Annotated in this window: 24 protein-coding genes; 13 read left to right on the top strand and 11 right to left on the bottom strand. The window is 66.4% G+C overall.

Annotated elements, in window-relative coordinates:
• Positions 1–9: 9 nt before the first annotated feature.
• Entirely contained in the window at positions 10–1,038 is a 1,029-nt protein-coding gene (locus ACODSC_RS02690; protein ID WP_488812144.1) for an SAM-dependent methyltransferase, read from the bottom strand.
• A 318-nt stretch (positions 1,039–1,356) separates the two neighbouring features.
• On the opposite strand from ACODSC_RS02690, the gene ACODSC_RS02685 reads away from it, so the two are divergent.
• The 3 genes from ACODSC_RS02685 (at position 1,357) to ACODSC_RS02675 (ending at position 3,816) form a co-directional block, all read left to right on the top strand.
• A complete protein-coding gene (locus ACODSC_RS02685; RefSeq protein WP_488811579.1) occupies positions 1,357–2,061 on the top strand; it encodes a CoA transferase subunit A in 705 nt (234 codons plus the stop codon).
• A complete protein-coding gene (locus ACODSC_RS02680) occupies positions 2,061–2,717 on the top strand; it encodes a 3-oxoacid CoA-transferase subunit B (protein WP_488811577.1) in 657 nt (218 codons plus the stop codon). The genes ACODSC_RS02685 and ACODSC_RS02680 overlap by 1 nt, the downstream gene beginning before the upstream one ends.
• Positions 2,718–2,868: 151 nt before the next feature.
• Entirely contained in the window at positions 2,869–3,816 is a 948-nt protein-coding gene (locus ACODSC_RS02675; RefSeq protein WP_488811575.1) for a hypothetical protein, read from the top strand.
• A 31-nt stretch (positions 3,817–3,847) separates the two neighbouring features.
• Here ACODSC_RS02675 and ACODSC_RS02670 read toward each other — a convergent pair whose 3' ends face one another.
• The 6 genes from ACODSC_RS02670 to ACODSC_RS02645 all read right to left on the bottom strand — a co-directional run bounded on the left by ACODSC_RS02670 (position 3,848) and on the right by ACODSC_RS02645 (position 10,309).
• Positions 3,848–4,498 carry an ABC-type transport auxiliary lipoprotein family protein gene (locus ACODSC_RS02670; protein WP_488811573.1) on the bottom strand — a complete coding sequence of 217 codons (651 nt, stop codon included), beginning with the start codon at positions 4,496–4,498 and terminating at the stop codon, positions 3,848–3,850.
• Positions 4,495–5,433, bottom strand: coding sequence for an MlaD family protein (locus ACODSC_RS02665; RefSeq protein WP_488811571.1), 939 nt, complete (start codon positions 5,431–5,433; stop codon positions 4,495–4,497). The genes ACODSC_RS02670 and ACODSC_RS02665 overlap by 4 nt, the downstream gene beginning before the upstream one ends.
• Positions 5,434–5,445: 12 nt before the next feature.
• Positions 5,446–6,261, bottom strand: a complete 816-nt coding sequence (locus ACODSC_RS02660) for an ABC transporter ATP-binding protein (protein WP_488811569.1) — start codon at positions 6,259–6,261, stop codon at positions 5,446–5,448.
• Positions 6,258–7,376, bottom strand: coding sequence for an MlaE family ABC transporter permease (locus tag ACODSC_RS02655; RefSeq protein WP_488811567.1), 1,119 nt, complete (start codon positions 7,374–7,376; stop codon positions 6,258–6,260). The genes ACODSC_RS02660 and ACODSC_RS02655 overlap by 4 nt, the downstream gene beginning before the upstream one ends.
• 228 nt (positions 7,377–7,604) lie before the next feature.
• Positions 7,605–9,071 carry a UdgX family uracil-DNA binding protein gene (locus ACODSC_RS02650; protein WP_488811565.1) on the bottom strand — a complete coding sequence of 489 codons (1,467 nt, stop codon included), beginning with the start codon at positions 9,069–9,071 and terminating at the stop codon, positions 7,605–7,607.
• A complete protein-coding gene (locus ACODSC_RS02645; RefSeq protein ID WP_488811563.1) occupies positions 9,071–10,309 on the bottom strand; it encodes a putative DNA modification/repair radical SAM protein in 1,239 nt (412 codons plus the stop codon). The genes ACODSC_RS02650 and ACODSC_RS02645 overlap by 1 nt, the downstream gene beginning before the upstream one ends.
• A gap of 214 nt (positions 10,310–10,523) precedes the next feature.
• Between ACODSC_RS02645 and ACODSC_RS02640 the strand changes: the two genes are divergently transcribed.
• The 6 genes from ACODSC_RS02640 to ACODSC_RS02615 all read left to right on the top strand — a co-directional run bounded on the left by ACODSC_RS02640 (position 10,524) and on the right by ACODSC_RS02615 (position 13,524).
• Positions 10,524–10,892, top strand: coding sequence for an energy transducer TonB (locus ACODSC_RS02640; RefSeq protein WP_488811561.1), 369 nt, complete (start codon positions 10,524–10,526; stop codon positions 10,890–10,892).
• Positions 10,893–10,952: 60 nt separating this feature from the next.
• Complete coding sequence (locus tag ACODSC_RS02635) at positions 10,953–11,885, top strand: NAD(P)H-dependent flavin oxidoreductase (RefSeq protein WP_488811559.1); 933 nt, start codon at positions 10,953–10,955, stop codon at positions 11,883–11,885.
• 39 nt (positions 11,886–11,924) lie between these two features.
• Positions 11,925–12,638 carry a TorF family putative porin gene (locus ACODSC_RS02630; RefSeq protein WP_488811557.1) on the top strand — a complete coding sequence of 238 codons (714 nt, stop codon included), beginning with the start codon at positions 11,925–11,927 and terminating at the stop codon, positions 12,636–12,638.
• 174 nt (positions 12,639–12,812) lie between these two features.
• Positions 12,813–13,025, top strand: coding sequence for a cold-shock protein (locus ACODSC_RS02625; protein WP_008260450.1), 213 nt, complete (start codon positions 12,813–12,815; stop codon positions 13,023–13,025).
• Between the two features lie 42 nt (positions 13,026–13,067).
• A complete protein-coding gene (locus ACODSC_RS02620; RefSeq protein WP_488811554.1) occupies positions 13,068–13,241 on the top strand; it encodes a hypothetical protein in 174 nt (57 codons plus the stop codon).
• Between the two features lie 25 nt (positions 13,242–13,266).
• On the top strand, positions 13,267–13,524 hold the full coding sequence (locus tag ACODSC_RS02615; protein ID WP_135195276.1) for a hypothetical protein: 258 nt from the start codon (positions 13,267–13,269) through the stop codon (positions 13,522–13,524).
• A 2-nt stretch (positions 13,525–13,526) separates the two neighbouring features.
• On the opposite strand, the gene ACODSC_RS02610 is transcribed toward ACODSC_RS02615, so the two are convergent.
• Both ACODSC_RS02610 and ACODSC_RS02605 read right to left on the bottom strand, forming a co-directional pair.
• Complete coding sequence (locus tag ACODSC_RS02610) at positions 13,527–14,690, bottom strand: cystathionine gamma-synthase (protein ID WP_488811552.1); 1,164 nt, start codon at positions 14,688–14,690, stop codon at positions 13,527–13,529.
• A gap of 5 nt (positions 14,691–14,695) precedes the next feature.
• Positions 14,696–16,096: a pyridoxal-phosphate dependent enzyme gene (locus ACODSC_RS02605; protein ID WP_488811550.1), complete on the bottom strand. Its 1,401-nt coding sequence runs from the start codon at positions 16,094–16,096 to the stop codon at positions 14,696–14,698.
• 118 nt (positions 16,097–16,214) lie between these two features.
• Between ACODSC_RS02605 and rnr the strand changes: the two genes are divergently transcribed.
• The 4 genes from rnr (at position 16,215) to rpmG (ending at position 20,027) form a co-directional block, all read left to right on the top strand.
• Positions 16,215–18,530 (top strand): ribonuclease R, encoded by a 2,316-nt coding sequence (gene rnr / locus ACODSC_RS02600; RefSeq protein WP_488811548.1) that lies wholly within the window; start codon positions 16,215–16,217, stop codon positions 18,528–18,530.
• A gap of 43 nt (positions 18,531–18,573) precedes the next feature.
• The gene (locus ACODSC_RS02595; protein ID WP_488811546.1) at positions 18,574–19,278 is read left to right on the top strand and encodes an NUDIX hydrolase; all 705 of its coding nucleotides are present in this window, start codon (positions 18,574–18,576) and stop codon (positions 19,276–19,278) included.
• Position 19,279: 1 nt separating this feature from the next.
• The gene (locus tag ACODSC_RS02590) at positions 19,280–19,693 is read left to right on the top strand and encodes a DUF5990 family protein (protein ID WP_488811544.1); all 414 of its coding nucleotides are present in this window, start codon (positions 19,280–19,282) and stop codon (positions 19,691–19,693) included.
• A gap of 166 nt (positions 19,694–19,859) precedes the next feature.
• Positions 19,860–20,027 carry a 50S ribosomal protein L33 gene (gene rpmG / locus ACODSC_RS02585; protein WP_003164451.1) on the top strand — a complete coding sequence of 56 codons (168 nt, stop codon included), beginning with the start codon at positions 19,860–19,862 and terminating at the stop codon, positions 20,025–20,027.
• A gap of 116 nt (positions 20,028–20,143) precedes the next feature.
• On the opposite strand, the gene ACODSC_RS02580 is transcribed toward rpmG, so the two are convergent.
• Together ACODSC_RS02580 and ACODSC_RS02575 are read right to left on the bottom strand one after the other, a co-directional pair.
• On the bottom strand, positions 20,144–21,505 hold the full coding sequence (locus ACODSC_RS02580; RefSeq protein WP_488811541.1) for a PleD family two-component system response regulator: 1,362 nt from the start codon (positions 21,503–21,505) through the stop codon (positions 20,144–20,146).
• On the bottom strand, positions 21,502–21,867 hold the full coding sequence (locus ACODSC_RS02575) for a response regulator (RefSeq protein WP_164952723.1): 366 nt from the start codon (positions 21,865–21,867) through the stop codon (positions 21,502–21,504). Before ACODSC_RS02575 ends, ACODSC_RS02580 begins: the two co-directional genes overlap by 4 nt.
• Between the last annotated feature and the right edge of the window lie 88 nt (positions 21,868–21,955).

Raw genomic sequence — 21,955 nt, 5'->3', positions numbered from 1 at the left:
ATTCGGGTTTCAGGCGGCCGGTTTCAGGCGATAGTGGCTGACCGCCCAGGTGCGGCCCTCGTCGTTGCCGAACAGGCCGGCTGTCGCCAGGTAGAAACGCCGCCAGCGCCGGGTCCACAGTTTGGCGTCGTCGCCATAGGTCTCGCGCATCAACACCGCGACCCGCTCGGCGTTCCGGTCCATGTTCGCCAGCCAGCCGTTGGCCGTCCTGGCGTAATGGCCGCCGTTCCAGGTCCATTCCTGCTCGACCGCGAACAGGTCGGGGAACTGCCGGATCAAACCATGGCTGGGCATCACCCCGCCGGTGAAGAAGTGCTGGGCGATGAAGTCACCGCTGTCGGTATGGTCGAACCGGTAGGGGGCGTCGCGGTGTGTGAAGACGTGGATGAACATCCGCCCGTCGTCCTTCAACCATCCCCGCGCCTTGGTCAGCAGGGCGCGCCAGTTGGCCATATGCTCGAACATCTCCACCGAGACGATACGGTCGAACTGCTGTTCCGTCTGAAACGCGTTCATGTCGGCGGTGACGACGGTCAGGTTGGTCAGGCCCCGCGCCTTCGCCTGCGCCTCGATATGACCCCGCTGCCCATGGCTGTTCGACACCGCCGTGATCCGCGCGTTCGGATACCGCTCGGCCATCCACAGCGACAGCGACCCCCAGCCGCAGCCCATCTCGAGGATAGTCTGCCCGTCGCTCAGCTCGGCATGGGCGCAGGTCTCCGCCAGCGCCGCCTCCTCGGCCTGATCCAGCGTCTCGCGCCCCGTGGGATAAAGGCAGCACGAGTATTTCAGCCGCTCGCCCAGGCACAGCTGGAAAAATTCGGGCGGCAGTTCGTAATGCTGCTCGTTCGCCGCATCCGCGTGTTCGGCGATGGCGCGCTGGGCCATGTCGCGCGCGAACGCCGCCTCGTCGTGCGGCCCGTCGCGGTCCAGCCGCTTGCGCGCCTCCGTCACTAGACTGTCGATCGCCGGACGGGTCACGAAATCCGGGAACGGCGCGTCCTGCAACTGGCGAATGGCGACATTGGTCAGGTTCATCAGGGCGTCCATGGTCAGGCTTGTCTCCCTTTACGCCCGACCGGCCCCGACGGATGCCCCCGCCTTGAACGCCGGGCCGGAGCACCCACATCCGGGACCGAATGAACGACGTTGGATGAGGCCGCCCGCACACGGATTTTGACAAGGCTGCGAACCCCGACGGCGGGAAAAGTGCACGAAAGTGCACTCTAAAAAAAAGTGCTCGGCGTCGTGTACAAATCGCAACCCTCGCCTCAACCGCGACTTGCCCCCCGCCCTCCCCCGCGTTAGGCGTGGTCCAACGCGCCGATATTCATCAGGCAGTGAAAAGGGAGAGCGATGGGAAAGATCTACGCTGACGTCACGTCCGCGCTGGAGGGCGTCACCTTCGACGGCATGATGGTCATGTCCGGCGGCTTCGGCCTGTGCGGCATTCCCGAGAACCTGATCGCCGGCCTGCGCGACAGCGGCGTCAAGGGCCTGACGGTCGTGTCGAACAACGCCGGGGTCGACGGCTTCGGCCTGGGCCAGCTGCTCGGCACCCGCCAGATCGCCAAGATGATCTCCTCCTACGTCGGCGAGAACAAGGAGTTCGAGCGCCAGTACCTGGCCGGCGAGCTGGAGCTGGAGTTCAACCCCCAGGGCACCCTGGCCGAACGCATCCGCGCCGGCGGCGCCGGCATCCCCGCCTTCTTCACCGCCACCGGCGTCGGCACCCTGGTCGCCGAAGGCAAGGAGGTCCGCGAGTTCGACGGCCGCGACTACGTGATGGAAACCGGCCTGATCGCCGACCTGTCCATCGTCAAGGCCTGGAAGGCCGACGAGCGCGGCAACCTGGTCTTCCGCAAGACCGCCCGCAACTTCAACCCGATGATGGCCACAGCCGGCAAGGTCACCATCGTCGAGGTCGAGGAGATCGTCCCCGTCGGCTCCCTCGACCCCGACCACATCCACACGCCCGGCGTCTACGTCGACCGCCTGGTCCAGACCGTGTCCGAGAAGCGCATCGAACAGCGCACTGTCCGCCAGAGGGAGGCCGTCTGATGCCCCGCACCCGCGAACAACTGGCCGAACGCGCCGCCTTGGAGCTTCAGGACGGCTTCTACGTCAACCTCGGCATCGGCATCCCGACCCTGGTCGCCAACTACATCCCCGACGGCATGACGGTGACCCTGCAGTCCGAGAACGGCATGCTAGGCATGGGGCCCTTCCCCTATGAGGATCAGGTCGATCCCGACCTGATCAACGCCGGCAAACAGACGATCACCGAGATCCCGGAGTCGTCCTACTTCTCCAGCGCCGACAGCTTCGCCATGATCCGCGGCGGCCACATCAACCTGTCGATCCTGGGCGCGATGGAAGTGGCCCAGAACGGCGACATCGCCAACTGGATGATCCCCGGCAAGCTGGTTAAGGGCATGGGCGGCGCCATGGACCTAGTCGCGGGCGTCAAGCGCGTCGTCGTGGTCATGGAACACGCCAACAAGCACGGCCAGTCCAAGGTGCTGAAATCCTGCACCCTGCCCCTGACCGGCACGGGCGTGGTCAGCCGCATCATCACCGACCTGGCCACCTTCGACGTCAAGCCGGACGGCGCGGGCCTGGAGCTGGTCGAACTGGCCGACGGCGTCACCCTGGACGAGGTCGCCGCCAAGACCGAGGCCGCCTACACCGTCGCGGACGGGCTCGGGGCCGCCTGACCGCCAAACCTGCTCGTGGTCGAGGCGCAATTGTCGCGGCGCCTACCCCAGCCTTGTTGTGTCAAAACAGCGCAGCTAGGCTGTGCGACGAGCAGCGGGCCGTTTCGCTGGGCTAATGACGCCCTGACCGGCGGGAACAGGCGAAGCGCTTATGCTGGTTTCGTGCGAGGCGCCCCAAGGCGACGACCGTCCGGCGCAGGCTGTGGCCGAGCTGGGCGCGCGTCTGGCCTCGCGCCAGCCGGGCGATCGCCGTTTCGGCGCGCCCCTTCATGCCTGGTATCCGGTCGCCAGACAGGGGTCTATGAAAGGCGCCTCTCGCGCTCGACTTCACGGCGAATGGATCGACCTTCCGCCCGTCTCGTCCGCCCAGACCGCGATCACCGGCTGCGGCCGCTGGCGACTGACGACCGGCTTCGGCTTGATCTGGGCCTGCCCTGCTGGGGACACGGCGCCGCCGGAACTGCCCTCGGCCTCGCCGTCGGCGCTCTCGCTCATCGCCTATTCCGAGATCCCGGCGCGGGCCGACTATGATCAGGCGGTCCTGGGCCTGCTGGACCCGGCGCACGTCCCGATGATCCATGACTCGTGGTGGTGGCGAAGCCAGCCGCGACGCGCCAAGACCAAGGCCTACACCCCCTCGCCCTACGGGTTCACCGCCGTCGCCTCGGACGCCTTCGCCTCGACCCCGGCCTATGACCTCGTCTCCAGCGACCGCAAGGTCAGCATCGAATTCCGCCTTCCGTCCATCCGGCTCGAACGGGTCACGGCGCGCGACTTCGAACTCGTCAACCTGACGACCGTCACCCCTGTCGGAGACGGGGAGGTCGTCCTTCGAAATCTGATCCTCTGCTCGGCCGCCGCACTCCGGTTCGCCAGCCCGGCCCTGTCGGCGGTCGGGCGGACCTTCCTGCGCCAGGACGTGGCCATACTGGAGCGTCTGGAGGGGCGCAGCCCGCACCTTCCCCTGGTCTTCGTCGGCGACCCCGACCGGCCGTCGGCCTTCTACTTCGCCTCCAAGGCCGCCCTGGCGCGGGCCCAGCGGGAAGGCGCGCCTTACAGCAATCCCGTCGCGCCCGAAGTCCTGACGTGGCGGACTTAAGAGGCCGCCGACAGCCGGCCTGCCGCCAGGGTCAGCCCGCCGACTGAATCGTCCAGTCGGCGATCTGGGTGTTGATGTCGCGCGTCGCCGTATCGAAAGCCGAGACGATGGCCGCCACCCGGTTCTCGCCGGCCGGCTGGCTCACGGTGAAGACCCGCTCCACCGATCGCGCCTGTTCAGGTCGGATCGCCGCACCGCCCGCATGGCGTTCCGGCGTCGAGCGCAGTTGGGCCCGCGCCGTGATCACCACGTCCGGCGTCGCGCCCGGCGCGGCGTAGCGCGCCTCAAAGGTCGTCACCGTGACCTGCAACACCAGCGGCGGCGTGCCCGGCTCGCGACGGCCCAGCACGCGAATCTGGTCCGCCCGATTGGCGAAGGCCGCCTTCAGGCTGTCGTCAAACAGGGTTGAGGCCGGAGATACCCAGCGCGCCCCGCCGATATAGGCCGTCTCCGTGCCCGTGACGCCCAGAATGCGATCGTCGCCGGTCGCCTCCGGGAACTCGATGCGACGGATCGATACCGACAACGGCGCGGGCGTATCCCCCTCGGCCGACGGCGCGTCTGTCGGAAGGCCGAACCGATACAGCTGCACCGGATCGGGCGTCGATAGCAGAGAACACCCGCTCAGCACGGCGGCGGCGCCGGCGACGACCGCCAGTCGAAGGACAGGACGAAGGATCACGGCTGCACCTCCAGCTCTTTGGATTGGGGACGACCGATGAAGTCGCGCGGGCTGGCGCGCACATCGTCGATCAGGGATTGCAGCGACCGGGTGGCCTCCTGCAGTTCCTCGATGGTGCCGCTCAGTTGCGGCAGGCTCGAGGTCGCGAAATCGCCCAGCGGCCGTTCCAGCCCGCTGATCGAGCGGTTGGCCGAGGCGATGGCCGTGCGGGCCTCCGCCGTCGCCGAGTTGATATTGGCGATGGCTTCGCGGCCGTCGGTGTTGATGATCTGACGCGTATCGACCGCCAGGCCCTGGTATTCCTTCACCGCGGCATTGGCGTTGGTCACCGCCTCTTCCAACTGCTGGAAGATGGCCTTGCGGGCCTCAAGCTCGGTGGTCAGGGATTCCACGTTCTTCACGCTGGTCGAGAAGCTGCGGATGTTGTCGTCCGACATGACACGGTTGATCCGGTTCAGCGCATCCACCGTCTGGGCCAGCACCGTGCCGGAACCGCTCAACAGCTCTGCGATCGGCGACGGCTGGCTTTGCAGCACAGGCACGACATTGTCGGGATACTGGTCCTTGAGAAGGGCGCTGTTTGGCGAACCGGCGGTGATCTGGATGTAGTTCAGGCCCGTGATGCCCTGCGGCTCCAGCTGAGCGCGCGAGGTGACGCGCACCGGCGTCGTGCCGTCCACCCGCACCCGGGCTATGACCTGGTCGCCGCGCTTGGTGTCGATGTTCAGGTCCGTGACCTCGCCGACGCGGATGCCGTTGAAATGGACCTCGCCGCCTTCCGACAGACCGTTCACCGGCCCATAGAAGACGATGTCGTACATGTCGTAGTCGCTGTTGAACTGAAGCCGGGCCAGCCAGATGGTGAACACCGCCAGGGCCGCCAGAAGGCAGACGGTGGCGATCCCGACGGCGGCGTAATGTGCGTCTCGTTCCATACTCGGCTCTCCTCAGGCCGCGGTCTTGGTGGCGGCGCGACCGCGCGGCCCCAGGAAGTATTCCTTGATCCACGGGTGGTCGGAGCGTTCCAGCTCCTGCACCGTGGCCTTTTCGACAACCCGCTTGTCCGCCAGCACCGCCACCTTGTCACAGATGGCGTACAGGCTATCGAGGTCGTGCGTGATCATGAAGACGGACAGGCCCAGGTCGTCCGCCAACTGGCGGATCAGGTCGTCGAAGGCCGCCGCGCCGATGGGGTCCAGGCCCGCCGTCGGTTCGTCCAGGAACACCAGTTCGGGATCCAGCGCCAGCGCCCGCGCCAGCCCTGCCCTCTTCTTCATCCCGCCTGACAGTTCGGCGGGCTTCAGGTGATGGTGCTCGGGCTTCAACCCGACCATGGCGATCTTCAGCTCGGCCAGCTCGTAGATGACCGCCTTGGGCAGTTTGGTGTGCTCCACCAGGGGCGAGGCGACGTTCTCCAGCACGCTCAGCGACGAGAATAGCGCGCCCTGCTGAAACAGGATGCCGGTGCGCCGTTCGATATCCGCCGACTGATCGTCGGTCAGGGTCGCACGGTCATAACCCAGCACCTTGACCGACCCGCCCTCGGGCTCCTTCAGGCCGATGATGGTGTTCAGCAGCACGGTCTTACCCGCGCCGGAACCGCCGACCACGCCCATGACCTCGCCGCGTTCCAGGTCAAGGTCCAGGTCCTCGTGGATGGTCCGTTCGCCGAACTGGCTCAGCAGGCCGCGCACCTCGATCATCGGTTCAGGCCGGTCGTTCGCCGGGACGCCATCGGGCGACGTGGTCGTCGCGTCGGTCATATGTCCAGCTCCAGGAAGACCAGGGCGAAGACGGCGTCCAGCAGGATGATGGCGAAGATCGCCTGCACCACCGCCGCCGTCACCCGCCGCCCCAGGCTCTCGACGTCGCCTGCCACCGACATGCCCTGGCGGCAGCCGATGGCGGCGATCACAAGAGCGAACACCGGCGCCTTCACCAGCCCGACCATCATGTGCTGGGCCATCATCCCGTCCTCGACCAGCCGCTGGAAGAAGAAGGCCGGGCCCAGGTTCAGCGAGGTCCAGCACACCACCAGACCGCCCATCAGCCCCCCGATCATACCCATGAAGGTCAGCAGCGGAAGCATCAGCACCAGCGACGCCACACGCGGGATGACCAAGGCCTGGAATGGATTGACGCCCATCACCTGCATGGCGTCGACTTCCTGGTTCATCCGCATCGAACCGATTTCAGCCGCGAATGCGGACGCCGAACGCCCTGCCAGCAACACCGAGGCGATCACCACGGCGAACTCGCGGAACATGGCCACGCCGATCAGCTGAACAGCGAACACCTGGGCGCCGAAGTCGGTCAGCAGGTCCACGCCGATGAAGGCGACCACAGCGCCGATGAAGAAGTTGGTGATCATGACGATCGGGATGGCGTCCAGCCCGGCCCGCTCGGCCTGACTGACCCAGGCGGGCCAGCGAATGCCGCCAGGGTGTTTGGCGGCCTCGACCACGGCGGCCATCAGCCGGCCCAGGAAAGCCAGCGACAGCATCGCCTCGCCGCCGAAATCGTACACGCCCCGGCCGATCTTGGCGAAGGTGCGGGTGAAGGCGTCCGGACGTTTGGGCGGCGGGGCGCTCTTGCGCTCCAGGGTTTCGATCATCGTATAGATGCGCCCCGCCTCGGGCCGATCCATCCATGCCGACTTGGGCAGGACGCCGTCCGACGCCTGCACCAGGGCCAGGGCGCCCGCCGTGTCGAACCGGCCCAGGTCACGCGTGTCCAGGCTCTCGATCTTGCGTCCGTTCAGGTCCTTGCCCAGCCGTTGCGGCAACCGGCCCAAGGCTGTCGTCGTCCAGTCGCCAACAAGGCGCAGCTTCGCCGCGCCCTCGCCCGCATCCTCGATTTCGTAATCGGTCTGGCTCATCGCGCCCCGGAAGTCACAACGGGCATAGATCGGCTGCAAGTCCCGCAAGCAACAGCCGAAATCCCGACCAGCCTAATGGTCAAGCCAAAGAGAGAAGTCAACGCGCGTTGACATTCTCCCATTGCTTTCCTGTCGGACTGTGTCGGACCTGCGTCCCCCATCGAGCCTCCCCTAACCGCCACGCTGGCGGTCAGAGCCAAACGCAGCCGAACCGGATTCGTTCGACGCTCACCCGATCCGTCGTCGCACCGCGACCAGGTCGTCCACAAACCCCCGCCGCGCCTGCGCCTTCGCCGCCGCATCCGGCAGCCGCAGCAGATAGGAGGGGTGGACCGTCACCAAGCCCACGGCGCCGTCATCCAGGGCATGCGCCTGTCCCCTCTCCTTCGTCACCGCCGGCTTGCGCGCCAGAACCGCCAGGCCCGCCGTCGCCCCGAGGGCCAGCACCACCTTCGGCTTTATCAGCCGCCGCTCGGCGTCCAGCCACCAGCGGCAGGCCTGCACCTCGCCGGCGCTTGGCGTCTTGTGCAGCCGCCGCTTGCCGCGCGGTTCATGCTTGAAGTGTTTGACGGCGTTGGTGACATAGACGTCCGACCGATCGATCCCGGCCTCTTCCAGGGCGTCGTCCAGCACCTGGCCGGCCGGGCCGACGAAGGGGCGGCCCGCCAAATCCTCCTGATCTCCCGGCTGTTCGCCGACGATCATCAATCGCGCCGTCTTGGGGCCTTCGCCGCAAACCCCTTGCGTCGCGTCGCGGTACAGCGGACAGCGACGGCAGGCCTGAACCCCGCGTTCGACATCGGTCAGGTCGTCGGGGACCGCCTCGGCGTCCGGCCGTGAGGCGTGCAGGTCGCGCGCGACGGCGTGGGCGAAACGGGCGTTGGGTTCGGGGGCGGGCGTGGCGACCATGGCGTCGGTTCGAACCGACGAGGCCGCCACCAGTTCCGGAATTAACGCCGCCTCGGGCAGGTTCTTCCAATAGCTCTTGGCCATTTCGCCCTGCATCGTCTTCACCTTCAGCCGCGCAGGATTGAAGGTGGAGGCGTAGTAGGTCTTCCAGAATTCCTCGATCTCGTCCTCGGCCGGCGCCATGTCGCGCGTCGCGGGCGGCCCGAAGCTCAGCTGCTCTCCATCCCAATGGGCCGACCCATCCGGCGTCAGGATCGACCACCGCATCGTCGTGAACCGCCGCTGGAAGAAGGGCGCGGTCTTCTCCAACACCCGATGCGGCGGTTCGAACCAGGCGACCCAGGCTTCGCCCAGCCCGTCCTCGACCTGACGGAACCGGACAAAGGCCTTCATCTTGTGCGAGGCCCGACTGACGTTCTTTGCCCGCTCCATCGCCTCGGCCACGTCCCGATCCGAGATCACCTTGATCAGGTCCGGCTCGTCCCGCAGCCGCCACAGCAGCCGGTACATCAGGTCGAAACGGTCGGCAGAACGATGCAGGACCACCTCGCGCGCCATGTCCACGAAGGCGGCGGGAACCGAGAATTCTCGCTCCTTCGCAGGATGACGAGTTGGGGCGGGCGCGTCAGCAAGCCTAGCGGTCTCCTCGAACAAGCCGCCCTGAACAACCGCTCCCTCCACCACGAACCGCACCGCCGCAGGCTCAATCCCCGCCAGCCGCATTTCGCGCGCCGCCGTCCTCCACCCGTCGAAATCAGTCTCCGACGCCAGTACCACCGTCCGCATCAGAACAGGCTCAACTGTTCCGGCGCCCGCGTCGCCACCCGGGCCTTCAGGTCCGCCGCATCGGTCAGTCCGCCAGGAGTCCAGTCCAGCGCCGTGATCCACGGCCTCAGCTTCTCCACCGATCGCGTCAGCCGGCCGACATCCTCCAGCCTCAGGGTCCGATAGCGGCGCACCGACACGATCCGGTCCACCGCCTTCACCCCCAGCCCCGGCACCCGCAGCAGCATCTCGCGCGGCGCCCGGTTCACATCGACAGGAAACTGGGCGCGCTTGTTCAACGCCCAGGCCAGTTTCGGATCGACCGCGAGGTCCAGCATTCCATCGGCTGTCCCCTCCCCGATCTCGGGCGCGGAAAAACCGTAGAACCGCATCAGCCAGTCGGCCTGATACAGCCGGTGCTCTCGCAACAGCGGCGGCTTGGACAGCGGCAGGACCGAACTGGAATTCGGGATCGGACTGAAGGCCGAATAATAGACCCGCCTCAAACCATAGCCGCCGTAAAGCGACGCGCTCCGGTCCAGGATTTCGGTGTCGGGCGCGCCGTCCGCGCCGACGATCAACTGGGTGCTCTGGCCGCCCGGCGCGAATTTAGGCGGTTTGATCTTGTCACGCTTGCTGGGCTTGGCCGCCTCGACGCCCAGCCGCACCTGGCTCATCGCCTTCTTGATCACCCCGACGTCCTTTTGCGGGGCCAGCCGGGCGAGGGCCTCGTCGCGCGGCAGTTCGATATTGGCCGACAGCCGGTCGGCATAGAGCCCCGCCATCTCCACCAGTTTCGGATCCGCCTCGGGGATCAGCTTCAGATGGATATAGCCGCGGAAATCGTGAACCTCGCGCAGGGTCTTCGCCACAAGGACCAGCTGCTCCATCGTATAGTCGCCAGACCTGATGATCCCCGATGACAGGAACAGCCCCTCGATATAGTTGCGGCGATAGAAGTTCAGCGTCAGGTCGACGACCTCATCGACATCGAACCGCGCCCGTTCCACGTTCGACGACGCCCGATTGATGCAATAGGCGCAGTCGTAGATGCAGAAGTTGGTCAACAGGATCTTCAGCAGGCTGATGCACCGCCCGTCCGGCGTATAGGCGTGGCAGATGCCCATCCCCTCGGTCGAGCCGATCCCCTTGCCCCCGACCGAGTTCCGCTTCGACGTCCCCGACGACGAACAGGAGGCGTCATATTTGGCGGCGTCAGCCAGGACGGACAGTTTGCGACGCAGATCGAGACGAGCCATCGTTCATGATACGTTCTCGTCCTGAAAAAGGTCCAGCGTCGCCGTGGGATATTTTCTTAGCACCCACAACCAGCGCCTTCTGCGGAGGTGATTGGACACTGGATTTGCGTTAGAAATCGTTGAACTGGTTGCGCAGTTTGAATGCGCGCGACTCAATTTCAAATGATTGATCCCGTTTTCGCTGCCGAGTCTGAAATCTCGCCTGGATCCCGCCATGACCCTCTCCATCCTCGCCGCTCTTATGGTTGTCCTGCCTTCGCAGACCGCGCCGGCCGCAGCCTCGCAAGCCGACGCCGCACCGACGATGCAGTGGTCTGTCCAACCCCGCCCGACACCCGCCGACTTTCCACCCGAAGCCCTGCGCAGTCGCGTTAGCGGTTGGGTGGACGTGCGTTGCACCGCCACGACCGCCGGGATTCCAGCCTCTTGCAGCGTCGTTGAGGAAACACCGGCGAAGCTCGGCCTCGGACAGGCCGGCATCCGGGTCGTGCGACGCGGCCGTCTGAATCCGGCGACGCTCGGGCCGAGCGACGAAGACCGGTCGTTTACGGTCAGGGTGCCGTTCAACGCACCGCCGCACTGACGATTGCCTTCCCCGGCGACAGCCCGCTAAGCGTAGCGAAACGAAACCCAGGAGACGCCCGTGGCCATTCCCGCTTCGCTGCAAAAAGGCCTGATCCTGCCGATCATCTCGGCGCCCATGTTCCTGGTCTCCGGGCCGGACCTGGTGGTCGAAGCCTGCAACGCCGGTGTCATCGGAACCTTCCCGTCGCTGAACCAGCGCACGACCGAGGGCTATCGCGACTGGATTCACGAGATCAAGGGCCGGCTGAAGCCCGAGGCCGCCGCCTTCGGCGTCAACCACATCGTCCACCCGACCAATCCCCGGCTGATGGCCGACATGATGGTGTCGGTCGAGGAGAAGGTGCCGCTGATCATCACCTCCCTGGGCGCCGTGCGCGACGTCGTCGATGCGGTCCACGGCTACGGCGGTCAGGTCTTCCACGACATCGCCAACATCCGTCATGCGCGAAAAGCCGCCGAGGCGGGCGTCGACGGTCTGATCCTGGTCGCCAACGGCGCGGGCGGTCATGCGGGGATCATCAACCCGTTCGCCCTGGTCAACGAGGTCCGCAGCTTCTTCAAGGGGACCATCATCCTGTCGGGCGCCCTTTCGACGGGACAAGATGTCGCGGCGGCCCTGATGCTGGGCGCCGACTTCGCCTATATGGGCACCCGCTTCATCAACACGACCGAGGCCATGGCCTCGCCGGCCTACAAGCAGATGGTCATCGACAGCGGCGCGACCGACATCGTCCACACCCCGGCGGTGTCGGGCATCCCGGCCAACTTCATGAGCAAGTCGTTGATCGAGAACGGAATCGATCCGAAACACCTGCCCGAGCACAAGCTGGACATGGGCGACGAGGCCAAGGCCTGGAAGACCGTCTGGTCCGCCGGCCAGGGCGCCGGGGCCATCCACGACGTCCTGCCCACCGCTGAACTGGTCGCGCGCCTGCGACAAGAGTTCGCTCAGGCCACGGATGAATTCGCAATCAAGGCCGGAGCGCGCTAAAGGCGGCGCCAAATCCGCATCTTTCGCGTTGGAGCTCCCATGATCCGCACCACCGTTCTCGCCGCCCTCTCCGTCTCGGCTCTGGTCGCCGCCCTCGCGGCCCCTGCGGCGGCGCAGTCCGCTTCGGCGCCGTCCGCTCGCGACGCCTGGTCGTTCGAGGTCGGCGCCGGCACGGACAACCGCTCCAAGGGCGCGTCCAAGTCCGGCAACGACGGCTACGCCTTTGGGTCGGCGACTTGGGAAAGCGCCGACGGCCTCTTCTACATCAGCCCCGCGGCCGAAACGATCCAGGCGGGCGGCTCCAACGTCGAGGCCGAGGTCGCCTTCGGCTACCAGCCCGAGGCCTTCGGCTATCAGTTCGACTTCAACGTCGCCTACAAGAACCGCCTCGACGCCAACCCGGGCTATGACGAAGACACGTTCGAGTTCGGCGCCAACATCAGCCGCGCCATCGGCCCCGCCAGCGCGCGGCTCCAGGTCCAGTATTCGCCCGACTCCGCCGGCGCGACCGAGGCCTTCACCTGGGTCGAGGGCCGCCTGGGCTGGGCCTTTACGCCCCGCCTCGACGGCACGGTCGCCCTGGGCCGTCGCGAGCAGGACAACTCGCCCGACTACACCGCCTGGAACGCCGGAGTCACCTACGCCCTGACGGACGCCCTGGCGCTCGACGTCCGCTACTACGACACCGACGCAGCCGAGTTCGGCGAGCAGTACGAGGACGGCCTAGTGGCCGAGCTCGCCTACGCCTTCTGAGGGCGCGCCTTGCACAAAGGGCGCTGGAGGCCCATATAGGGTCTGTCGATCTCTCTGCGTAACGCCGCTGCTCCCTTTGCATCACGCACCGAGGTCCAAAAGCCGATCCCATTCAGACCCGACAGGCCGACCAGGGATCCCTCCCTGCGGTCAACGCCAGACGGAGGTCTCCAAATGGCTACCGGCACTGTAAAATGGTACAACCCCACCAAAGGCTACGGCTTCATCGCTCCCGATGACGGCGGCAAGGACGTCTTCGTCCACGCCTCGGCCGTCGAAACGTCGAGCGTTGGTTCGCTGAACGAAGGCCAGAAGATTTCCTACGAAATCGAACGTGACTCGCGCTCCGGCAAGGAATCCGCTGGTCGCCTTACGGCGGCAGAGTAGGACACGCTTCTCAACACGCACGCCATCGCCTTTGATGGCGTCGTGACGAAGCACCTGCCTCTGGGCGGCCGCAAGGTCCGCCTGGACAACGGCCACGTCGTCTCGGTCCTGCCCTCGCTCGGTTCGCCTAACGGCCTATCCCTGCTGGACGACCGCGTCGTGGTCGAGATCGCCTTCAATCAGCTGAAGGGCTGGCGCCTCGCGCGCCGGCCCTGAAGCCCGTTCCATCAGGACGTGACCCATGACGACCCTCGCCGAAAAAATCCCGACGATGACCGACGCCGACCTCAACAGCCTGCGCGCCAACGCCACGCGCCTGGCCGAAACCGGCGCCTCCACTCAGGTGATGGCCGCCGCTGACATCCTGCCTGTGATCGACACCGAGATCGCCCGCCGCGCCGCCCTGCCCAAGGCCGCCAAGGCGCCGGTGAAACGCGCCGCTCCCAAGAAGAAGCTGCCGCCCGTCACCGGCCACCAGACCGCCCTTCCCTCCAGCTGAGATCAGCCCAGGGCCTGATCCAGATCCGCGATCAGGTCCTCGACGTTCTCGACCCCGACCGATAACCGGATCAAGTTGTCGGTCACGCCGCCCGCCTCGCGGACGTCCTTGGGCACGCTCGCGTGGGTCATGATCGCCGGGTGGTTCACCAGGCTTTCGACCCCGCCCAGCGACTCCGCCAGGGTGAAGACCTCGACCCGCTCCAGCACGCGCTTCGTGCGCTCCAGGTCGCCTTCCAGGGCCACCGTCACCATCCCGCCGTAGCCGCCGCTCATCTGACGCGCGGCCAGCTCGTGCTGCGGGTGGGCGATCAGGCCGGGGTAGATGACCCTGGCCACGCCCTTGCGGGTCTCCAGCCACCGCGCCACCGTCAGGGCGTTCTCGCAGTGCGCCTTCATCCGTAACGCCAACGTCTTCAGGCCCCGGTTGGCCAGGAAGGCGTCGAACGGCCCCATGATCCCGCCGACCGAGTTCTGCAGGAACTTGATCCGCGTCGCCAGATCGGGATCGGCCGTCACCAGCACTCCGCCGATGATGTCCGAATGGCCGTTCAAATATTTGGTCGCCGAGTGCATCACCACATCCGCCCCCAGGCTCAGCGGCTGCTGGCAGAAGGGGGTGGCGAAGGTGTTGTCGACGATCAGCAGCAGGCCGTGCGCCTTGGCCACCTTGGACAGGGCGGCGATGTCGGCCAGCTTCATCAGCGGATTGGTGGGCGTCTCGACCCACAGCATCTTGGTCTTGGGCGTGATGGCCGCCTCGACCGCCGCAATGTCGCTCAGGTCCACATAGGCGAAGTCCAGCCCCATGGTGCGCCGACGCACCCGCTCGAACAGCCGCCACGAGCCGCCGTACAGGTCGTCGCCGGTGACGATGTGGTCGCCCGCGTCCAGCAACTCCAGCGCCGTCGAGGTCGCCGCCATGCCCGAGCCGAAGCCGAACCCGTGCGTGCCGCCCTCCAGGTCCGCAATACAGGCCTCGAACGCCTCCCGCGTCGGGTTCTTGCCCCGCGCATACTCGTATCCCTTGTTCACGCCCGGGCTTTCCTGGGCATAGGTCGAGGTGGCGTAGATCGGCGTCATCACCGCCCCGGTCGTAGGGTCGGGGTGCTGGCCCGCATGGATGGCGCGGGTGGAAAACCCTTGGCTGTTCTTCTTGTCGGCCATGGTTCTTACCGGTTCAGGCTGAGGTGGTTGATCAGGTCGGTGCGGGTGATCAGGCCGACGAACGTTTCGCCGTCCAGCACGATGGCCACACGGTCGCGGTCGAAGACCGGGATCAGGGCGTCCAGCGACTCCTTGACCTGAAGCGTGTCGAGGTCGCGCGTCATGGCCGAGGCGACCGGCTTGGCGAACCGTTCCTTGCGGGTGATCTCGTCGGTGTTCATCACGTGGATCAGGTCGCTCTCGTCCAGGATGCCGACCAAGCGGCCGTCCTCGATGATCGGCAGCTGGGACACGTCCGCGCCCTTCATTCGCTTGAAGGCCGTGTCCAGGGTGTCGCCCGGACCGGCGACGACCACGTCGCCCTTCTCGTATTTGCGGTTGATCAGGTCCGACAGGTCGCCGTGCAGCTCGCGCTCGCCCAGGCCCTGATCGGCCAGCCAGGCGTCGTTGTAGACCTTCGACAGATATTTGGCCCCGGTGTCGCAGACGAAGGTGACGCAGGTCTTGGCCTCGGTCTGCTCGCGGCACCAGCGCAGGGCCGTAGCGATCAGGGTGCCCGAGGACGACCCGGCCAGGATGCCTTCCTTCAGCAGCAGTTCGCGCGCCGTGGCGATCGCCTCCGCGTCAGGGATGGAATAGGCCTTGTCGATCAGGCTCATGTCCGCCGTGTCGGGCACGAAATTCTGACCGATGCCCTCGACGGTGTAGCTTCCGTCCGGTCCAGGCACGCCGTCATTGACGATGCCGGCCAGGGTCGATCCGACCGGATCGGCCAGAATGATCTGGGCGTTCGAGCCCACGCTCTTGAGGTAGCGCGCCACGCCGGTGATCGTGCCGCCCGAGCCGATGCCGGCGACGAAGGCGTCGATGTCGCCGCCCGTCTGCTCCCAGATCTCCGGCCCCGTCGTCTTCACATGGGCGTCGGCGTTCGAATGGTTGGCGAACTGGTTGACGTAATAGGCGCCGGGAATGGCTTGGGACAGGCGCTCGGCCATGTCGGTGTAATATTCGGGGTGTCCGTGCGGCACGTCCGAACGCGTCAGGCGAACATCGGCGCCCATGGCCCGCAGATGCTGAATTTTTTCCTTCGACATCTTGTCCGGGATGACCAGCAGCACCTTATAGCCCCGCGCCCGGCCGACCAGCGTCAGCGCCAGGCCCGTATTGCCCGCCGTCGCCTCGACGATGGTGCCGCCTTCCTTCAGCCAGCCTTCCTTCTCGGCCGCATCCAGCATCTCGACCGCGATCCGGTCCTTGATCGAGCCGCCGGGGTTCTGGGACTCCAGCTTGAGCAGCAGGCGGCACTTGCCGGTGTCGATCTTCGTCACCTCCACCATCGGCGTCTTGCCGATCAGATCCAGCGGCGACTTCACGGTCGCGCTCAGGGCGGGGGCATGCAGGGACATCGAAGACTCCATTCGGGGACGGCGGAAGCTGAAGCCCCGCATTCACTCGGTCAACTCACGCAAGATTTGACCCCCCAAGATTTACCCAAAGGCGCGGTTCCGCGCTACGAAAGACATAATGACCAATTCATCCAAAAGGCCGCCCGCCGGCCTGCCCGACAAAGACACCCTCCTCGCCTTCCTGCGCGAGGCCGGATCGGCCGAGAAGACCGATATCGCACGCCATTTCGGACTGAAGGGCGGCGACCGCCGGGCCCTGCGCGAAATGATCCGCGAGCTTGAAGAAGAAGGCCGGCTAGGCAAGCGCGGGCGCAAGGGCTTTTCCGAGGCCGGCGCCCTGCCCCCCGTCGGGGTCGCCGATGTGGTCGAACGCGACGGCGACGGCGAACTCTATGTCCGCCTGGTCGAGGCCAGCGCCGACGCGCCGCGCGCCATCCTGATGCCCGACAAGTCCAAACCGGGCCCGGCCCCCGGCCTGGGCGACCGGGTGCTGGTCAAGTTTCAGCGCGGCGCTGAGGGCTGGGAGGCCCGGCTGATCAAGAAGCTCGACGTGGGTACGAACCGCGTCCTGGGCGTCATCCGCAAGTCCGCGCGCGAGACCCGCGTCGAGCCGGTGGATCGTCGCTCCAAGGACGTGCTGCTGGTGCCCCAGGCCCAGTCCGGCGACCTGCGCGACGGCGACCTGGTCCTGGCCGCCATCGAAAAGGGCGAGCAGCGGTTCGGTCCCAAGCGCGGCAAGATCCTGGAACATATCGGCAAGGAGGATGACCCCCGCGCCGCCTCCCTGATCGCCATCTACGCCCACAGCATCCCGACAGGCTTCTCCGAGGCCGTCGAACGCGAGGCCGAGGATCAGGCCCTTCCGACGCTTAAGGGGCGCGAGGACCTGCGCGAGGTGCCCTTCATCACCATCGACCCCGCCGATGCGCGCGACCACGACGACGCCGTCTATGCCGCCCGTGACGACGATCCGAAGAACGAAGGCGGCTGGATCGTGTGGGTCGCCATCGCCGACGTCGCCGCCTATGTCCGCCCCGGAACCCATCTGGACCGCGAGGCGCGCGACAAGGGCAACTCGACCTATTTCCCCGACCGCGTCGAGCCGATGCTGCCGGAGGTGCTGTCGAACGGCCTGTGCAGCCTGAAAGAGGGCGAGAACCGCGCCTGCCTGGCAGTGCGCATGGTCTTCGACAAGGACGGTCGAAAGACCGGCCACAAGTTCGTGCGCGGCCTGATGCGGTCGCACGCCAAGCTCAGCTACGAACAGGCCCAGGCCGCCATCGACGGGCAACCGGAAGACGTTACCGGACCGATCATGGAGGCCATCCTCTATCCGCTGTGGAACGCCTATCACGCCATGCTGAAGGGCCGGCTGAAGCGCAGCCCGTTGCAGATCGAATCGGCCGAGCGCCGCATCCGCATGGCGCCCGACGGCGGCATCGCCTCCATCGAGAAGCGCGCCTCGCTGGAGGCGCACCGGCTGATCGAAGAGATGATGATCCAGGCCAATGTCTGCGCCGCCGAGACGCTGGAGCAGAAGAAAACGCCGCTGATCTATCGGATCCACGACACGCCCAGCCAGGAGAAGATCTTCAACCTGGCCGACTTCCTGTCCACCATCGGCAAGCCGTGGAACAAGGGCGAGCCGGGCACGACCAAGCGGTTCAACAAGCTGCTGGACGAGACGCGTGACACCGAACACGCCGATGTCGTCAACGAGGTCGTGCTGCGCAGCCAGATGCAGGCGATCTACAGCCCTGAGAACATCGGCCACTTCGGCCTGAACCTGGATCGCTACGCCCACTTCACCTCGCCGATTCGGCGCTATTCCGACCTGATCGTCCACCGCGGCCTGATCCGGGCGCTGAACCTGGGCAAGGACGGGCTGACGGACCGCGAGATCGCCGAACTGCCCGCCATCGCCGAGGGCGTGACCATGACCGAGCGCCGGTCCATGGCCGCAGAACGCGACGCCATGGACCGCTATATCGCCGCCTATCTGGAAGAGCACGTCGGGGCGACCTTCACCGGGCGGATCACCGGCGTGACCCGGTTCGGCCTGTTCATCCGGCTGGACGAGACCGGCGCAGACGGCCTGGTCCCCGTCTCGACCCTGGGCAGCGAATATTTCGTCCACGACGACCGCGCCCACGCCCTGGTCGGCGAACGCACCGGCAAGCGGTTCGCCCTGGGCCGCAAGGTCGAGGTCAAGCTGATGGAGGCCACCCCCGTCACCGGCGGCCTGGTGTTCGAAATGCTCAGCGAGCCCGAAGCCCGCGATCCAAACGCCCCGGCCCCGCGCTATGGCGTCCGAGGACGCGGCGGCGACGGCCCGCCTATGCGCGGCAAAAACCGCCCCGGCGGTCCCAAGCCTGCAAAGGGCGGCCGTCCTTCGGGCGGCCTGAAAGGTGTGCGCAAGGGCAAGCGGAAGTGACGCAAGGCCTCCGCCGAATCCTCCCCCACGGGGGAGGATTGTCGTGACTGCCCCCTTCGACGCTGCTCAGGACCTGGCCGACGCCCCGCGCGTCGGCGGCGGCCAACGCCCAAAGGACGCCGCCACGCTGATCCTGACGCGGGGTGGGTCGCGGCCCGAGGTGCTGATGGGACGGCGGGCGCCGGGGCATGTCTTCATGGCGTCGAAGTGGGTGTTTCCAGGCGGGCGGATCGACCGGAGCGACTTTACCGCCGCCGCGACAGGCGACCTGCCCTCCGATGTCGTGCGGCGGCTGGAACGCGAGCTGCCGGCCCGCCGCGCGCGCGCCCTGGCGCTGACGGCGGTGCGCGAGACCTTTGAGGAGACCGGGCTGATTCTGGGGCGGCCCGCGCCGAGCGCCTCAGTCGCCGGACCGTGGCGCGAGTATCGCCAGGCGGGCGCCCTGCCCGATCTGTCGGTCCTGTCCTACATCGCCCGCGCCATCACGCCGCCGGGCCGCACGCGACGGTTCGACGCCCGGTTCTTCATGGCGCCGGCCGAGGCCCTGCTGAGCCCTGAACCGACCGCCGGATCAGGCGAACTGGACGAGATCGCCTGGCAGCCTCTGGACGAGGCGCGCGCCCTGGACCTGCCCGCCATCACCCGGTTCGTGCTGGGGGAGTTAGCGGAGCGACTGGAACATCCGAACCGCCCCCTGCCGTTCGTGCGGATGGTGCGGGGCCGCCACACGGTCGAACACAGGGACTGACATGGCCGGATCGAAGATCACCCTGCGCCTGACCATCGCCGACCCGGTCGCGGGCGTCGCCTACAGCCTTCAGGACAAGGCCAACATGCCGGTCGAGCCGCGCATCGCCGGCGACGGCCCGATCAGCTTCGATGTCCCGATCACCCTGTCCGACGACGGACGACTGACAGGCCCGTTCATGCGGCGCGAGGGGCCGTCGCGGCGGTTCGTCTATATCGCCATCGGCACGTCGGCGGGCCAGCACGCCAGCGAATGGAGCCGACGCGCCAAGATCGACATCCACGATATTCCTGCCGATCTTCTGGCCCTGGCGCGCGAGGGTAAGGTGCTCGAAATTAGTCTGCCCGGCCGCGCCCGCGACGGCGGCCCGGCCTGCGCCACCGTGCGACCGCTTAAGCCATGGCATTCCATGTGAGCAATCATTGTCCCGCTAACGCCGGAACGGCGTCAAATTCGCAGACAGGGCGCCGATATTCTCGTGTTGCATATCTTGGCATCGCGCCCGTTGACTTTGGGGCGATCCTGAGTATGTTCCGCGCCTCTTATTTTAAGCGGCTTTCGCCGTCGCAGAGGTAATTCCGATGGCCAAACCGGCTTCCATCAAGATCCGCCTGAACTCCACGGCCGACACCGGCTTCTTCTACGTCACCAAGAAGAACGCCCGCACCATGACCGAGAAAATGGTCGTCAAGAAGTACGACCCCGTCGTGCGCAAGCACGTCGAGTTCAAGGAAGGCAAGATCAAGTAAGGCCTTCGGACCTCGTCATCCTCGGACAACGAGCGAAGCGAGGCCGATCCGAGGACCAGAATTGAAAACGCCCGGCTGGTCTCCAGCCGGGCGTTCTTCGTTGTCTGGCGGCTGGATCAGGCCGCCTTGGCGATGACCTTGTTGCGGCCTGCGGCCTTGGCTTCATAGACGCCCTCGTCGGCCCGCTTCAGCAGGACTTCGGGGGTATCCCCGTCGCCGGTCGTGGCGGCCACGCCGATCGAGATGGTGATGGTGATCTGTTCCTTGCCGCCCATGACCCGGAACGGGGCGGAGGCGACATCGCGGCGAATCCGTTCGGCGACATGGCCCGCGTCTTCCAGACTGGCGCCCGGCATGACCACAACGAACTCTTCCCCGCCCATCCGGCACGGCAGGTCCACCGCACGGACGTTGGTGGCCAGGCGCACGGCGAACTCGACCAGCACCTCGTCGCCGGCGTCATGGCCGAAGCTGTCGTTGACGGCCTTGAAGTGGTCGATGTCCAGCACCAGCAGCGCGACCTGGGTTCCCCCTTGCGCCGCGCGGCCGACCAGCGCCTGCAGCTGAGTGGTCATGTAGCGCCGGTTATGCAGACCGGTCAGGGCGTCGGTGACGGCCATCTCCATGCTGCTGTCCAGCTTCTGGCGCAGGAAGTCGGTATAGCGTTTGCGTCGGATCTGGGTGCGCACGCGCGCCGACAGCTCCTCGGTGTCGATGGGACGCGGCAGGATGTCGGCGGCGCCCAGTTCCAGCGCCTTGACCATGCGCGGCCGTTCGGCCGGTTCCACCACCGCCAGGATCGGCGCGCGGCGCGCATCGCCCGACTTGGCCTGGGCCACGATCCGCAGGCCGTCGAAACCAGCTGCGGCGACATTGACGATGATCAGATCCAGCGCCCCCTTGGCCGCGACCAGCGCCGCCTCGGGATCGGATTCGATGGTGACGCGATGTTCGCCGCTCAGCTCGGCCGACATTTTCTCGGCCTGGCGCATATCGTCATCGACGATCAGCACCCGCCCGCCCTCGCTGCGAAGCCGCGCGGCGTTGTCTGAATCGACGCCCAGGCGCCGACCGCTTTCCTCGCGCTCGCGCAGTTCGTCCATGACGTGCTTCAGCCGGGTCAGCGACTTGACCCGCGCGAACAGGATCACGTCGTCGATGGGCTTGGTCAGGAAGTCGTCGGCGCCGGCTTCCAGGCCCCGGATGCGATCCTGACGACCGTCCAGCGCGGTGACCAGCACGACGGGGATATGGCGCGTCTCGGCCTGGGCCTTCAGCCGGCGACAGGTTTCGAACCCGTCCATGCCCGGCATCATGACGTCGAGCAGGATAAGGTCCGGCTGATGTTCGGCGGCGATGGTCAGGGCCGTCGCGCCGTCGTTGCAGCTCAGCACGTCGTAATATTCGATAGTCAGCTTGGCTTCGAGCAGGCGGACGTTGACGTCCACGTCGTCGACGACGAGGATACGGGCGCTCATCCGAGGTGCTGCCGGATGGTTTCGAGGAAGTGCATCACCGAGATGGGCTTGGAGATATAGGCCTCGCAGCCTCCCTGACGGATCCGTTCCTCATCCCCCTTCATAGCGAACGCGGTGACGGCGATGACGGGGATATGGTTCAGCTCCTCGTCGTCCTTCAGCCACTTGGTGACTTCGAGACCGGAAATCTCTGGAAGCTGAATATCCATCAGGATCAGGTCGGGATGGTGGGCGCGCGCTAGGGCCAACGCTTGCAGCCCTTCGCGGGTCTGCAGCGTCTCGTAGCCCTGGGAATCAAGCAGATCATGAAAAAGCTTCATGTTCAGCTCGTTATCCTCGACGATGAGGACTTTCTTGGACATCATCACCTGACCTGCGCGTCCCTGGAACGCGGGACGCCTCGTTGGTCGCATTAGTGAACGGCCAGTCTTAAGTTGGGGTGAAGCCAAC

This window comes from Brevundimonas sp. FG128 (assembly GCF_057809775.1).
Note: the sequence above shows the minus strand (reverse complement) of the source record. Positions and strands in the feature narration are given on the sequence as shown.